16 protein-coding genes are annotated in these 14,841 nt (G+C 44.9%); 10 read left to right on the top strand and 6 right to left on the bottom strand.

The genetic code is table 11. The features are described from left to right. Nucleotides 1-139 precede the first annotated feature (139 nt). The 10 genes from PW252_RS09740 to PW252_RS09695 all read left to right on the top strand — a co-directional run bounded on the left by PW252_RS09740 (nt 140) and on the right by PW252_RS09695 (nt 8,674). A complete protein-coding gene (locus PW252_RS09740) occupies nt 140-1,135 on the top strand; it encodes an MsnO8 family LLM class oxidoreductase (protein WP_248051451.1) in 996 nt (331 codons plus the stop codon). Then, a complete protein-coding gene (locus PW252_RS09735; protein ID WP_023369315.1) occupies nt 1,132-1,464 on the top strand; it encodes a glycine cleavage system H family protein in 333 nt (110 codons plus the stop codon). The genes PW252_RS09740 and PW252_RS09735 overlap by 4 nt, the downstream gene beginning before the upstream one ends. Continuing rightward, nucleotides 1,457-2,278: a protein-ADP-ribose hydrolase gene (locus PW252_RS09730; RefSeq protein ID WP_248051452.1), complete on the top strand. Its 822-nt coding sequence runs from the start codon at nt 1,457-1,459 to the stop codon at nt 2,276-2,278. The genes PW252_RS09735 and PW252_RS09730 overlap by 8 nt, the downstream gene beginning before the upstream one ends. Then, nucleotides 2,256-3,152 carry an SIR2 family NAD-dependent protein deacylase gene (locus tag PW252_RS09725; protein WP_248051453.1) on the top strand — a complete coding sequence of 299 codons (897 nt, stop codon included), beginning with the start codon at nt 2,256-2,258 and terminating at the stop codon, nt 3,150-3,152. Before PW252_RS09730 ends, PW252_RS09725 begins: the two co-directional genes overlap by 23 nt. After that, the gene (locus tag PW252_RS09720; protein ID WP_248051454.1) at nt 3,143-4,168 is read left to right on the top strand and encodes a lipoate--protein ligase; all 1,026 of its coding nucleotides are present in this window, start codon (nt 3,143-3,145) and stop codon (nt 4,166-4,168) included. The genes PW252_RS09725 and PW252_RS09720 overlap by 10 nt, the downstream gene beginning before the upstream one ends. Nucleotides 4,169-4,188: 20 nt before the next feature. Next, on the top strand, nt 4,189-5,637 hold the full coding sequence (locus PW252_RS09715; protein ID WP_248051455.1) for an amidase: 1,449 nt from the start codon (nt 4,189-4,191) through the stop codon (nt 5,635-5,637). 124 nt (nt 5,638-5,761) lie between these two features. Next, nucleotides 5,762-6,637 carry a transporter substrate-binding domain-containing protein gene (locus PW252_RS09710; RefSeq protein WP_044753480.1) on the top strand — a complete coding sequence of 292 codons (876 nt, stop codon included), beginning with the start codon at nt 5,762-5,764 and terminating at the stop codon, nt 6,635-6,637. Between the two features lie 299 nt (nt 6,638-6,936). Continuing rightward, the gene (locus PW252_RS09705; protein WP_248051458.1) at nt 6,937-7,608 is read left to right on the top strand and encodes an amino acid ABC transporter permease; all 672 of its coding nucleotides are present in this window, start codon (nt 6,937-6,939) and stop codon (nt 7,606-7,608) included. 140 nt (nt 7,609-7,748) lie between these two features. Next, nucleotides 7,749-8,201 (top strand): pyridoxamine 5'-phosphate oxidase family protein, encoded by a 453-nt coding sequence (locus PW252_RS09700; protein ID WP_248051461.1) that lies wholly within the window; start codon nt 7,749-7,751, stop codon nt 8,199-8,201. Between the two features lie 131 nt (nt 8,202-8,332). Further along, the gene (locus PW252_RS09695; protein ID WP_172080562.1) at nt 8,333-8,674 is read left to right on the top strand and encodes a metal-sulfur cluster assembly factor; all 342 of its coding nucleotides are present in this window, start codon (nt 8,333-8,335) and stop codon (nt 8,672-8,674) included. Between the two features lie 70 nt (nt 8,675-8,744). Here PW252_RS09695 and PW252_RS09690 read toward each other — a convergent pair whose 3' ends face one another. The 6 genes from PW252_RS09690 to PW252_RS09665 all read right to left on the bottom strand — a co-directional run bounded on the left by PW252_RS09690 (nt 8,745) and on the right by PW252_RS09665 (nt 14,815). Then, the gene (locus PW252_RS09690) at nt 8,745-10,001 is read right to left on the bottom strand and encodes an ISL3 family transposase (protein WP_316716735.1); all 1,257 of its coding nucleotides are present in this window, start codon (nt 9,999-10,001) and stop codon (nt 8,745-8,747) included. A gap of 98 nt (nt 10,002-10,099) precedes the next feature. After that, the gene (locus tag PW252_RS09685) at nt 10,100-10,510 is read right to left on the bottom strand and encodes a DUF6176 family protein (protein WP_248050491.1); all 411 of its coding nucleotides are present in this window, start codon (nt 10,508-10,510) and stop codon (nt 10,100-10,102) included. 48 nt (nt 10,511-10,558) lie between these two features. After that, nucleotides 10,559-12,277 carry a dihydroxy-acid dehydratase gene (gene ilvD / locus PW252_RS09680; RefSeq protein WP_248050489.1) on the bottom strand — a complete coding sequence of 573 codons (1,719 nt, stop codon included), beginning with the start codon at nt 12,275-12,277 and terminating at the stop codon, nt 10,559-10,561. A 160-nt stretch (nt 12,278-12,437) separates the two neighbouring features. Further along, nucleotides 12,438-12,860, bottom strand: a complete 423-nt coding sequence (locus tag PW252_RS09675) for a hypothetical protein (protein ID WP_248050487.1) — start codon at nt 12,858-12,860, stop codon at nt 12,438-12,440. Then, nucleotides 12,835-13,776: a phosphodiester glycosidase family protein gene (locus PW252_RS09670; protein ID WP_248050486.1), complete on the bottom strand. Its 942-nt coding sequence runs from the start codon at nt 13,774-13,776 to the stop codon at nt 12,835-12,837. The genes PW252_RS09675 and PW252_RS09670 overlap by 26 nt, the downstream gene beginning before the upstream one ends. Beyond that, nucleotides 13,763-14,815 carry a glycosyltransferase gene (locus tag PW252_RS09665; RefSeq protein ID WP_248050485.1) on the bottom strand — a complete coding sequence of 351 codons (1,053 nt, stop codon included), beginning with the start codon at nt 14,813-14,815 and terminating at the stop codon, nt 13,763-13,765. Before PW252_RS09665 ends, PW252_RS09670 begins: the two co-directional genes overlap by 14 nt. Nucleotides 14,816-14,841 lie beyond the last annotated feature (26 nt).

Below are 14,841 nucleotides of genomic sequence, written 5' to 3'. Positions count from 1 at the left end.
ATATCGTCATTTAGTTTTTCTTTTATTACTTCGTTAACTCGCCTTGCCTAACTCTAGTTATGCCTGCGGCTCGTTGCCTAGTACTAAAAGTAAACTAAAAGACTATAAAACACTATAAAACACTACGAGGAGGAAAGGTATGAAAATTAGTCTTTTGGACTATGGGCTTTTGGATGAGGGGCGGACCTACCAGGAGGCCTGGCAGGATAGTTTGGCGCTGGTGCAGGCGGCAGAACGCTTGGGCTACCATCGGTTTTGGTTGGCGGAGCACCACAATGTCCATGCCCTGACCATCGGCAGTCCCGAGGTCGTGATTCCTTACTTGGCCAGTCAGACCCAGCGGATTCATCTGGGTTCGGGCGGCATCATGGGCTTGCATTATTCGCCTTATAAAATAGCAGAGCTGGCAGCCAGTTTGGGAACTCTTTTTCCAGGTCGGGTGGACATCGGCTTGGGAAATTCTACCGGAACGGCTCTGGTTAAAGAGCACATGTGTAGCCAGTTTCAACCTAGTCAATTTGACCAATGGGTCCAGCAGTTTACAAGCTATCTGACAGGAAAAGATGAAGCCATTGGTCTGTCGCCCAAGCTGGCAAGCTACCCAGAAATCTTCACCTTGGGGATGGGTGGGCAGTCCATGGCCTTGTCTGCTAAGGAGGGCTTGGGCTATGTCTTTGGTAGTTTCCCTTACATTCCCCATGATCCTGTGGAAACAGCTGGAAAATTGGCTCAGGATTACCGCAGGGACTTCCAGCCGTCAGACATCATGGTGCAACCGCATTTTGCCCTGGCCCTCTTTGTCGTGATTGCAGAAACCAGTCAGGAGGCAGAGAATCTGGCAAAATCGCTAGATATTTGGATGTTGGGCAAGCAAGATTTCAATGAATTTACCCATTTTCCAAGCCTAGCCACCTATCAGGCCTATGAGCTGACGGAGCAGGATAGGGAAAGAATTGCTCAGCACCGCAGTCGGATGATTATCGGTAATCCAGCAGAAGTCAAGGAGCAACTTGAAAGACTGATTGCAGCTTGTCAGCCAGACGAACTCCTCTTTATCCCCTTGGTTTCAGGAATTGATAATCGCTTGAAATCCATCGAATTACTAGCACAAATTGTAGAAAGTGAGACACTATGAAAAAAATTGCCAACTACCTCTGGGTAGAAAAAGAAGATGCTATTTACACTATTCGTATGACAGCAGAGTTGCAGGATGATGTTGGGACACTTGGTTTTGTTATTTTTTCCGACAAGGAAGTCTTGGAAGTCAATGATGAGATTCTCAATCTCGAAGCCTCAAAAACAGTTATGGCTATCCTGACCCCTATTGCAGGTCGGGTGGTAGAGCGCAATACGGCTGCTCTGGAACAACCAACCCTGCTCAATTCTGAAAAACCAGAAGAAAACTGGTTGATTCGCTTGACCGATGTGTCTGAAGAAGCCTTTTTAGCACTTGAAGATGCTTAAGGAAGAGATGCTAGACTTGCTGAGGTCTATGATTGCTATCTTGCAGGCTGAGAAGGGTGAGCCCCAGTCAGAGGAGCTTGAATTGGCTAGTCTTGAAGAGGCTCTTCCGATTTGGAGAGGTTTGGTCAATCAACGATCAGCGGGACCGATTGGGGCGGACTATCTGGTAGCGGAGGAGGCCTTTCTAGCCGCCTATCATGAGGAACATATGCAGGATGTGTCAGTCTGCCAGCCGACGAGCGACCCTCAGATTTTTCTCTATCCAGGAGATCTGTGTCATTTGCAGGTTGATGCAGTGGTCAACGCTGCCAATAGTCAGATGCTGGGCTGTTTTATCCCCAACCACGCCTGTCTGGACAATGCCCTCCATACCTTTTCCGGTTTGGAGTTACGCCAGTTTTGTGCCAAGAAAATGGAAGACCAAGGTCTTCCAGCAGCAGTTGGCAAGGTCATGGTGACACCTGGTTTTCATCTGTCAGCTGGTTTGGTCTTCCATACGGTGGGACCTTTTATTCCAGAAGGCAAGCCTGTTTCACCTATTCGAAAAGGACTTTTGGAGCAGTGCTACCTGTCCTGTTTAGAGGAGGCTATGGCGCGTGGACTGGGAACACTTGCCTTTCCGGCCCTATCAACAGGGGAATTTGGCTATCCTAAGGACCAGGCGGCAGAAGTGGCAATTCGTACTGTCCGCAAGTGGTTGGTGGAAACAGCCTATCCCCTAAAGGTCATTTTTTCGACCTATACGGTGGAAGACCAGGGCTACTATACAGCCTTATTAGGAGAAAAGGAGGATGTCCATGTGGCAGACGCTTAAACAAGAAGAAAAAACTCAGGCAGAACTGCTTGCTGACTTGCTGGCTGAAGCTGATGCGGTGGTGGTGGGCATTGGAGCAGGCATGTCTGCGGCGGATGGCTTTACCTACATCGGTCCTCGTTTCGAAGCTGCCTTTCCAGATTTCATCGCCAAGTACGGCTTCTTGGATATGTTGCAGGCCAGCCTCTTTGACTTTGAAAGCACAGAGGAATACTGGGCCTTTCAGAGTCGCTTTGTCGCTCTCAATTACCTAGACCAGCCTGTCGGTGCTTCCTATATTCATTTGCGGGAGATTTTAGAAACCAAGCCCTATCATATCATCACCACCAATGCAGACAATGCCTTTTGGGTGGCCAACTATGATAAAGATAAGGTTTTCCACATTCAAGGGGAATACGGTCTCTGGCAATGCAGTCGCCATTGCCATGACCAGACCTATCGAGATGATGTTCTTATTCGTCGGATGATAGCAGAGCAGAAGGACATGAAGATTCCTTATGACCTAATTCCGCGTTGTCCAGTCTGTGATGCTCCTTTCGAGATTAACAAACGCAATGCTGAAAAAGGTATGGTCGAATCGCCAGATTTCTTTGCTCAAAAAGCTCGCTACGATGCCTTTTTGGAAAGCTATCAAACAGGTAAGGTCCTCTATCTGGAAATCGGGATTGGCTTTACCACGCCACAGTTTATCAAGACCCCCTTCCAGACACGGGTTCAGCAAAATCCACAGGCCCTCTATGTCTGTCTCAATCAAAAACACTATCGCCTGCCTTTGCCTATTAGGGAACGAAGTTTGACCCTGGCAGAGGACAGTGCCCAATTATTAAAAGAAACCCATAGGATTTATTTTAAAGGAGATACCCCATGTACCTAATCGAACCAATCCGCAACGGTCAATATGTCAGCGATGGAGCAGTTGCTCTAGCTATGCAGGTCTATGTTCAACAAAATGTCTTCTTGGATGATGATATTCTCTTTCCCTATTACTGTGACCCCAAGGTAGAAATCGGCAAGTTCCAAAATGCCTTGGTCGAAATCAATGAAGACTACCTCAAAGAGAACAATATTCTTTTGGTTCGTCGGGATACAGGTGGCGGTGCTATCTATGTAGACAAGGGTTCTGTCAATGTCTGCTATTTAATTCAAGATAACGGGATTTTTGGAGATTTCAAACGTGCCTACCTGCCTGCCATCAAGGCCCTGCATGAGCTAGGAGCCGTTGAGGTAGAGCAAACAGGACGAAATGACCTGGTGATTGAAGGGAAAAAGGTGTCAGGTGCAGCCATGACCATCAGCAACAACCGTGTCTATGGTGGCTACTCTCTTCTTTTGGATATTGACGAAGAAGCCATGTCCAAGGTCCTCAATCCCAATAAGAAAAAGATTGAATCAAAAGGTATCAAGTCTGTCAAAAGCCGTGTGGGAACCATCCGTCCATATCTGGCAGAAGAATATCAGTCTGTCACAACAGAGGAATTTAAGAACCTCATTACTTGCAAGTTATTGGGTATTGAGTCCATTGACCAAGCAAAACGCTATGTCTTAACTGAGGAAGACTGGGCAGCCATTGACAAGTTGGTGGCAGACAAGTATAAGAACTGGGAATGGAACTACGGTAATTCGCCACAGTATAGCTACCACCGTGATGGTCGTTTTGCTGGGGGAACTGTGGATATTCACCTCGAAGTTGAAAAAGGTCGCATTGCCAAATGCCGTATTTACGGAGATTTCTTTGCCAAGGGCAATATTGATGAAGTCGAAAACAAGCTAATCGGCACACGTTTGCTCGAAGAAGACCTTCAAGCAGCCTTGGCGGATTTGGATATGGCCCATTATTTTGGTAAGATTAGTGCGGAAGAGTTGGTTGGCTTGATGCTGAGCGAAGGATAAAAACAGAAATAGAGGTCTCTATGGAATGGAAAGATGCGACAGCCATGGCTCAGGCTGTCAATCAGAAACAGGTTTCTGCCAAGGAGTTGGTACAAGAAACCATTGACAGAATAGAAAATCTTAATCCCACCCTCAATGCGGTTGTCAGCAAGCAGTATGAAGAGGCCTTGAAAGAGGCGGAAAAAGAAGACTATCTGGGCAAGCCATTTGCAGGAGTTCCCTTCTTGCTCAAGGATCTGGGGCAAAATGAAAAGGGGCAGCCATCTTCTGCTGGTTCTCGCCTGCTTGCTGGTCGACCAGCAGGCCATACCGACACCTATGTCCAACGCTTGAAGGACTTGGGTTTCATCATTGTCGGTCGAACCAACACGCCAGAATTCGGCTTCAAAAATATCTCAGACGCCAGCATACATGGAGTAGTCAATCTTCCCTTTGATCCTAGCCGTAATGCTGGTGGTTCAAGTGGTGGTGCAGCCGCAGCACTAGCTTCAGGCATGGTTTCTATTGCCGCTGCATCGGACGGCGGAGGCTCCATCCGAATCCCTGCCTCCTTCAATGGCTTAATTGGGCTCAAAACCAGTCGTGGTCGGATTCCAGTTGGGCCTAAGTCTTATCGTGGCTGGCAGGGAGCATCTGTCAATTTTGCCCTGACCAAGTCTGTTCGTGACACCCAGCGTCTGCTCTATCATTTTCAGGACTACCAGCTGGAAGCTCCCTTTCCCCTTGCCAAGCTGAGCGAGGAGGAGGTGTTTGGAAAATTGTCTCGCCCCCTAAAAATCGCCTATTATACCAAGTCGCCAGTAGGGAGCAAGGTCAGTCCTGAAGCGGTAGAAGCAGTTCAAACAGCCTGTCATCACTTGGTTGATTTGGGGCATGAAGTGGTGGAATTGTCGGAATATCCTCTGGATGGAGTTGCTCTGATGAAATCCTTCTACCTGATGAACAGCGTGGACACGGCCCAGATGTTTGACGAAATCGAAGCAGTTTTTGGGCGTCAGATGACCTTGGATGACATGGAAGTTATGTCCTGGGCTATTTACCAAAGCGGGCAAACCATTCCAGCCAAATTGCACTCCAAGGCCCTATTGGACTGGGACCAGTTTGGAGCCAGCATGGCGCGTTTCCATGAGGAATACGACTTGCTCCTGACGCCGACAGTGGCTGATGTAGCGCCCAAGCATGGACAATTTGACCTATCAGCAGATTTGCTGGACCGCCTCAAGCACACCCAGAACTATTCCATGCAAGAGCAGCAGGATCTGATCTGGCAAATGTTCGAGGACAGCCTAGCCCTAACTCCCTTTACGCAACAGGCCAATATTTGTGGTCAGCCAGCCATTTCTCTCCCGACTTATGTGCGGGCTGACGGCTTACCAATCGGCATCCAATTGACAGCAGCCAAGGGACGAGAGGATTTACTCTTGCAGTTGGCAGACCAAATGGAGGCAGCAGGTTTACTCAACTTGTAAGGGAATTCATTTTTTTCAGTTCAATTATTTGCCAAAACGTTTTCGAAATGTTAACCTGTAAAAGTTGGTGGGTTAACACCAAAAAAGTAAAAAGGAAGCTATGGCTTCCAAAGGAGATTGTTTTATGTTGAAAAAAGTTTTGGCCTCAGCTCTCTTGGTTTCTACTTTGACCTTGGCAGCATGTTCTAGCTCAAGTTCTAATACTAGCAGTTCTTCTGCTGAACAGACTCAATGGGAAAAAGTACAAGAAGCGGGTGTCTTGAAGGTTGCAACACCAGGTACCCTTTTCCCAACTTCTTACTACAACGATGCTAAAGAATTGGTCGGTTATGAAATTGATATGATCAATGAAATTGGTAAACGTTTGAAATTGGAAATCGAATACCAAGAAATCGGTGTGGCAGAAGCCTTTACAGCTGTGGATAGTGGAAAAGTTGATATTTCTGTTAACAACTTTGACATGACAGAAGCACGTAAGGAAAAGTACAACTTCTCTATCCCTTACAAGTATTCAGTTGGCGGCTACATCGTTCGTGAAGATGGTTCATCAGGACTTGAAGCGGCTGACTTGAGCGACTGGACTGGTAAAAAAGCAGGTGGTGGCGCAGGTACTCAGTACATGAAAATCGCTGAAAAGCAAGGCGCAGAGCCAGTTATCTATGACAACGTAACCAACGACGTCTATTTGCGTGACGTATCAACAGGTCGTACAGACTTCATTCCAAACGACTACTACACACAAGTCATGGCCATCAAATGGGCAAATGCTAACTTCCCAGATATCAAAGTGAAGATGGGTGATGCTAAATACAACCCAACTGAACAAGGTATTGTTATGAGCAAGGCTGACACAAGCTTGAAAGAAAAAATTGACGAAGCTCTTGAAGCGATGAAAGCTGACGGAACTTTGAAGGCAATTTCTGAGAAATACTATGCAGGACAAGACTTGACAGTCCCTGTTGAAAATGCTGATAAATTGCCAGTTATCGAAGTTGAATAAGACTTAGTAAGAAATTATAGTCTTTTAGTTTACTTTTAGTACTCGCTTCAAAGGTTCGGGGAACCTTTGAAGACTGGAGATTGGGCGAAGCAACTTCGCCTCAATTGCCGCAGGCATAAGTCAATGCTTTCTTGTTTCTTGGCATTGACTTGAAACAGTCCCCCAGACTGTTTCAATCAGGCAAGGCGAGTTAACGACGTAATAAAAGAAAAAATAAATGACGATAAATGCATCTTGTATAGACTTTGTCAGTCACAGACTGGCAAGGTCTATCTGGTTTTTAGGAAAGAGGAGAAGATATGGAAATCAACTGGCAGGCAGTTTTTAATGCAGAGATTGCGAAGGAAGCCGTTCCGCAGATTTTGGAAGGCTTGCCTTACACTCTTTCTCTGTCTTTAATTGGTTTTGCCTTGGGTACCTTTTGTGGTTTCTTTGTTGCCTTACTTAGAATGTCCAAGTTAGCGCCCTTGCGTTGGCTGGCTATGACACATATTTCTCTCATGAGGGGCGTTCCTCTCATGGTTCTCCTCTTTTTCATCTATTTTGGTCTGCCCTTTATGGGTCTACAGTTAGATGCGATTTCGGCCTCCATAATTGCTTTTACTTCCATGTCCAGTGCCTACATTTCTGAAATTATTCGTGCATCTCTTTCAGCGATTGATAAGGGACAGTGGGAGGCGGCGCGTTCCTTGGGCTTGCGGACCAATGTGATTTACAGAAAAATCATCATTCCCCAAGCCTTCCGAATTGCCCTACCGCCTCTTAGCAATGTGCTTTTGGACATGGTTAAAAGTACATCTCTGACAGCTATGATTACAGTGCCAGAGATTTTCAATAAGGCCAAAATAGTCGGTGGAGCCAAGTCTGACTACATGACAGTTTATATCTGTGTAGCCCTCATTTATTGGGTTATCTGTACACTATATGCTGTCGGTCAAGTACACTTGGAAAAACGCTTGGCTACCTATTAAGATGTAGATTGGAGGAAATCTTCTTCAATCTTTTTTTAATACCTGCAGCTTTTTAGTTTGATAAAATAGAAAAGCTTTTTCTTAACTTTCACTGTGGAATTTGCTATAATCAAGAGAGAAATATGCCTAGGAGGCGCATTATGGAATTTAAACAGATTATGGAAATTCTAGAGGGAATGAAGGTTGGAATCTTTGCGACAGTTGATCAGACGGGAGCTCCTCATGCCAGACCGATTCATATTACAGCTGCGACGGAAGAGGGTGTATTCTTTATGACAGGATCAGAAACTCATTTTTACCATCAATTGATGGGAGATGAGCGCCTAGCCGTCACGGCCTTATCTGAGGAGGATTATCTTATTCAAGTCATTCGGATTGAAGGTAAGGCCAGACCAGCTAGCCAAGAACTCTTGGAAAAGGTCTTTGCGGACAATCCCTATGTCCAACATGTCTATAAGGACGAGGAAAGTCGGAAGACCATGCAAATTTTTCAACTTTATGAGGGGAAAGGTTTCTACCATAGCTTGACCCAAGGTCACAAATATGTCTTCCAGATTGGAGAAGGTCAGTCGAAGGAGATGAGAGCAATCTAATTCTCTAGACAGAAAACTTTGAGAAGCTCTTTGGAGCTTCTTTTTGAATATTCAGACAATTAAGCTGCATTTTCTTGAAAAATTATGAAAAATATGAGAAAATAATAAAAACAAGAAAGTTGAGAATTCCAATGAGAGACGATATAAAAATCAATGACCGAGCAGCTGCGCTTTCAAGTCAATTGATCGAAGTCCTAGAGAATATTTATGACCCGGAAATTGAATTGGATATCTATAATTTAGGCCTGGTCTATGAAATTGATTTGGATGAGAATGGATTTTGTAAGGTCATCATGACCTTTACTGATGCTGGTTGTTCTTGTGCTGATACCATGCCAGGAGAATTGGTTGCAGCCTTGAAAACCATTGAGGGAATTGAGGATGCCCAGGTCGAAATCGTCTGGTCACCAGCTTGGAAAATGACCCGTATCAGCCGACTTGGACGGATTACGCTAGGTATCAGTCCAAAATAAAAAGAAAATGAGTTGCATAGAGCAGCTCATTTTTTAGGCTCTTTGTCAACTGTAGTGGGTAGATGAAAAGCTAACACCTAGAGAGGACGAACTTCGTTCTCTCTTTCTTTATGTTCAAAGCAATCAAAATTCGCTTTTTAAAGTTTTCAAAGTTCCTGAAACCAAAGGCATTTCTCTTAATGACTTTGATGAGATTATTAGTAGCTTCCAGTTTGGCGTTGGAATAAGGCAATTCTAGGGCATTCAAAACCTTGTCTTTATCCTTTAGAAATGTCTTAAATACCGTCTGGAAAATAGGATTAACAGTGGCTATTTCCTGTTCGATGAGGTCAAAGAAATGGTCTGAGTTCTTCTCTTGGAAATGGAATAAGAGCAATTGATAGAGTTCATAGTGCTGTCGTAGTTCCTCGGAGAAAGACAGGAGTTTTTCCAGTATTTCCTTGTTAGTCAAATGCATTCGAAACATAGGGCGATAAAATCGTTTATCGCTGAGTTTACGACTATCCTGTTGAATCAATTTCCAGTAGCGTTTCAAGGCCCGGTATTCCTGCGATGTTCTGTCGAATTGATTCATAATTTGAATACGAACACGGTTCATAGCACGACTAAGGTGTTGAACAATATGAAAGCGGTCGAGTACAATTTTTGCATTCGGAAAAAGCTGTTTAGCAAGTTGATAATAGGGACTAAACATATCCATGGTAATCACTTTGACCCGATTTCTAACCTTTCTAGGATAGCGTAGAAAGTGGTTTCGGATGGTTGCTTGAGTTCTTCCGTTTAGGATGGCAATGACGTTTAGGGAGTTGAAATCTTGAGCAATAAAGCTCATTTTCCCCTTCTTGAAGGCATACTCGTCCCAGCTCATTACCTCAGGTAAGGTATTCCAATCTGTTTTAAACTTGAACTCATTAAGCTTTCTCAGAACTGACGATGTTGAAATTGATAGCCTGTGTGCAATATGTGTCATTGCTTGCTTTTCGATGAGTAATTGGGCGATTTTCTGGTTAACCGCGACAGAGATTTGGTGGTTCTTCTTGACAAGAGGAGTTTCAGCAACCGCTATTTTTCCGCAATCTTTACACTTGAAGCGACGCTTTCGAAGACGAATAAGCAGTGGGAAACCAGCAGTTTCTAGATAGGGGATTTTGGAGGCTTTTTGGAAATCGTATTTAGCCATTTGTCCCTTGCAGGAAGGGCATTTAGGGGCTGTGTAATCCAAGTGACCGTGGAGTTCTAAGTGAGTTCCCATATCATATTCATCAGTGATAACGATATTTTTATCTTTAATTCTGAGAAAATTTGTGATAAGATTTAGTTGTTCCATATGAGTCTTTCTAATGAGTTGTTTAGTCGCTTTTCATTATAGGTCATATGGGACTTTTTTTCTATACTCAAAAAGGCTCCATAATCTCTACAGTGGATTTACCCACTACAGAAATTATAGAGCCATTTTTTAAATGTTTCATCGTATTGTCTATTTAGTTCTTCCATGGTTTCATAAATCGGCTTGGTAATCATGACAACCTGAGGTTCAAGATCCACCATATCGTAGCTGGAATCAATGCATTCATTCCAGTATTCTAGGTGTTTTTTGTCAATATAGGATTGGGAATGTTCTACCTCAATCCCGCCTTCTGCTTGGACGGAATACCAGTAGAGGTATTCACGACCGTCCAGCACTTCACGGAAGATGGTTTCGACATACATTTTCTCTCCTTCAAGAGTGAGAAGGGTGTCTTCCATGTGGTCATTGAGAAAGGTCATCCACTGGTCAACGACAGCTGACTTCCCCTCTTTGACACGGAAACGGGATAGTTCGACGTTTAGTTTCATTTTTTTCTCCTTGTGAAAACCCTGTCGCAGTGACAGGGTTTTGTGATGTTATGATTGTTTCCCACTGCGTTCAGGTCTCCAGAAGTCGGTAACTGCTCCTTTAGAGGCAGAGGATACGGTGTGGGCGTATTTGCCGAGAACGCCACGAGAGTAAAGCGGTGGAATGACCGTCGTTTTCTTGCGTTCTTCAATTTCTTGGTCAGAAACGTGCATGGTGATTTCTTTGGTATCCTGGTCAACCGTCACCAAATCTCCTGTGCGGAGGTAGGCGATTGGACCGCCGTCCTGGGCTTCAGGAGCGATGTGACCAACAACTAGACCATAAGTTCCGCCAGAGAAGCGACCGTCTGTCAGAAGGGCTACCTTGTCGCCTTGGCCTTTACCGACAATCATAGATGAAAGGGACAGCATTTCAGGCATACCAGGACCACCTTTTGGTCCAACATAGCGGACAACAACCACATCGCCATCTACGATTTCATCGGTCAAGACTGCTTCAATCGCTTCTTCTTCCGAATCAAAGACTTTGGCTGGACCAGTATGGTTGCGGACTTTCACACCGGAAACCTTGGCAACGGCACCTTCAGGAGCAAGGTTACCTTTGAGGATGATGAGTGGGCCATCTGCACGTTTTGGATTTTCAAGTGGCATGATGACATCTTGACCTGGAGTCAAGTCTGCAAAATTCTCTAGGTTTTCAGCAACGGTTTTACCTGTACAGGTGATGCGGTCACCATGAAGAAAGCCATTTTTGAGCAAGTATTTCATAACCGCAGGAACACCGCCGACATTGTAGAGATCTTGGAAAACATATTTTCCAGATGGTTTTAAGTCTGCCAAGTGGGGCACGCGTTCTTGGAAATCATTGAAATCTTCCAAGGTCAAGTCAACGTTGGCAGCGTGAGCAATGGCCAAGAGGTGGAGGGTAGCATTGGTTGAGCCACCGAGTGCCATGGTGACTGTAATGGCATCTTCAAAGGCTTCACGCGTCATAATGTCAGATGGTTTGATGCCAAGTTCTAGCATGCGTACAACAGCCCGACCAGCTTCTTCAATATCAGCCTTCTTCTCAGGAGATTCAGCAGGGTGAGAGGAAGAGCCAGGAATAGACATGCCCATGACCTCAATGGCCGTTGCCATGGTATTGGCAGTGTACATACCACCGCAACCACCAGGTCCAGGACAGGCATTACACTCAATCTGGCGAACTTCTTCAGCCGTCAAGTCGCCATTGTTCCATTTTCCGATTCCCTCAAAGACTGAAACAAGGTCGATATCTTTACCGTTGAGATTTCCTGGTGCAATGGTTCCGCCATAGGCAAATACAGCAGGGATGTCCATGTTGGCGATGGCAATCATGGAACCAGGCATGTTCTTATCACAGCCACCGATTGCGACAAAGGCATCTACGTTATGACCGCCCATAGCTGCTTCAATAGAGTCAGCGATAATATCACGGGAAGTCAAGGAGAAACGCATGCCAGGAGTTCCCATGGCAATCCCGTCTGCAACGGTGATGGTGCCGTATTGAACAGGCCAGCCCCCTGCCTCTTTGACACCTTCTTTGGCTAGCTTTCCGAAGTCGTGAAGGTGGATGTTACAGGGTGTATTTTCAGCCCAAGTCGAAATAACTCCTATAATCGGTTTTTCAAAGCTATCATCCGTCATGCCGGTTGCACGCAACATAGCACGGTTGGGCGATTTGACCATCGAATCGTAAACAGAGCTACGGTGACGGAGGTTTTTGAGTGTATCTTTATCTGTCATTTCTCTTCTCCCTATCTTTCTGGTGTTTAGTTTCCTTATTATACCATAGTTATGAGGGAAATGAAAAAGGATTTGTTAAATGATGTGAAATTTCTGAATTTTACAAAAACAATTTAAAACAGCCCTGGATTGTCCAAAGGCTGCTCTAATTTGATTCTTGTTACTGAGCGCTTGCTCGGCTCTGTGCTCTCTTGTTTCCAGTAAAGAGGAGGCTTATCAAGGCAAGAATTAGGAAACCTGCACCGACAAACCAATAGGGTTGGTCCAAGGTGGTCGAACGACCGGACAGGTTAATAATACCTCGGAGCAGGAAGCCTGCTGTGATGGTTGCCACACCTGAATTCCAGAGATTGAAGGTCAGACGTGATAGGTTTGGCTTGATAGTGAGCAAGCCAAGGAGTAGCCCACCGCCAACCAGGGTCACGCAGAACATGTAGTGCATGAAGATGGATACTTCACCATAACTAAGGCTTTCATAGATACGGCTGAAGATGAAGAGGAAGGCTGTTGTAGCTAAGTAGGTGATAAAGGTGCGTGCAGTACGCCCTGATGTTTGATTAGTAACCGATGTAGACAATGTCACTCACCGCCCTTTCTGAGATAGTATTTCCGTTTGTTGTTGGGTTGTTAATTACTTGACCGTTGAAGTAAAGCGTAGATGAACCCCCACCGTCAAGGTTATAGGCTGTTTTGGCACCATACTGCTTCATAACCTCGGCCATTTGATAGAGAGAAAGTCCTTGACTTTCAGAGGTACGTCCGTCTGCGACTACGATGATGTAGTGGTTTTCATCAATAATACCGATTGCAGAGCGTGGATTGGATGACTTGGCACGACCAACTTCTGTTGATGTATCAACGACAATTTCACCATTTTCTACCAATGATGGACCGAATGCTAAGAGGTTGACGACACCCTTGTCAATCAATTCTTGAGCAGTGATTTCATTTTCATAGATGACTTCAAATGAGCCGTCGGCGTAGATTGCCAAGTCGCCGTAAGCTGCATTGTCGCGGACAGTGTCACGGTAGAGGACGCCGTTTTTAATGACATAACCAGTTGAGTTGGCGCCGTAATAGTCACCGTTGACTGCTAGGATAGCGTTGTTTGCAGCGGCGGTTTCAGAAGTTTTGGCCGTTACGTTCGTACCATAGGTATTTTGGGCTAGAGCTGTCTTTAGATATTCTGGAGAGCTGACCTGGACATCTGCCACATAGACAGTTGTGTTGTTGGTAGTGATGGTTTCTAAGTTAACTTGGATATTATCATCAGAGTAAGATGTATCTGTTGTCGTCACGTTGGTAGCTGTTGAGGCAGTTGTGGCTGATGAAGCGGTCGTTTCTGCTGTCGGTTGACTACTTGTAGTAGTGCTGTTTGCCGCGACGGTGGAAATAGCTTCAGACAGGACAAAGGTTTTCAACATAGAGTAGGAAAATCCACTCGTTAGCAGCATTCCAAATATGGTGGCGTAGGCAAAGGGTTTTTTAAGCAATTTCATGGGAAAATGATTTCCTTTCTTTAAAGATGATATTTTTTTGAATGAGCCAAGAGGCTAGGAAGAGGAAGACTCCGACCACAAGTTTGACAAGGTAGAGGTTAAGTCCAAGAATTTGATGGAAAAGATAAAGAAGAGCTGTATCAGCTAGGAAGAGAATGAGAGCTAGAGTAAAGTAGCCAGCACCTGTTCGTGCGACGCTTTCTTTGTTTTTAAAGACTAATTTCTTATTGAGGACAAAATTACAGCTAGCACTGCAGATGCGAGCAATGGTGTTAGCAGCTAACAAGCGTGCAGCAGTTGGTAGTCCGGTCAGCACCAGCAATGCTAAGGCGTAGATACCGTAGTCGACTAGGAAACCACCGAAGGAAGCCAAGGCAAATTTGAAGAGATTTTTGTAAATCAGTAGTCCATCTTTTATGGGACGAAAGTGTGAACTGGCATTATCATCGATATAAATAGTTTGAATGGGCACTTCCGTAATTTTATAACGTTGACTTGCTTGGGTCAGCATATTCATTTCATATTCGTAGCGGTCACCCTCAATGTCCAACATAAATGGAATCATGTCAGTATGAAAACCACGCAAGCCTGTTTGTGTATCGGATACATTGACACCGGTTTGTAGTCGGAACAAGACTCTTGTCAGTTTGTTTCCGAAACGGCTACGGAGCGGAATATCTTTGGTAAATTGACGAACACCAAGGATGAGGCGACTGGGTAGGTTCATGGCTGCGCGTGCGACACGATCTATGTCATTCACAGCATGTTGACCATCTGCGTCAGCGGTAACAACGACACCAGGCTTTCTCAAATCTTGGATAAAGCTAAAGGCAGTCCGTAAGGCTTGGTCTTTTCCTTTATTGACATCGTGGTGGAGAACAATGGCATAGGTTTTGGCGATTTCAAGAATATTTCTTGCTTGGTCTGTACTACCATCATCTACAACAATGACCTGGCAGTTTAGTCTATTCTTCATAACTTCTAAGAGTTGTATCAATTTTTCATCTGGCTGATAAGCCGGTATCACTACATAATACATATCATAAACCTCGTCTGTTTTTCTTG

Source organism: Streptococcus sp. 29887 (assembly GCF_032595075.1).
Taxonomy (GTDB): Bacteria; Bacillota; Bacilli; order Lactobacillales; family Streptococcaceae; genus Streptococcus; species Streptococcus iners.
Note: the sequence above shows the minus strand (reverse complement) of the source record. Positions and strands in the feature narration are given on the sequence as shown.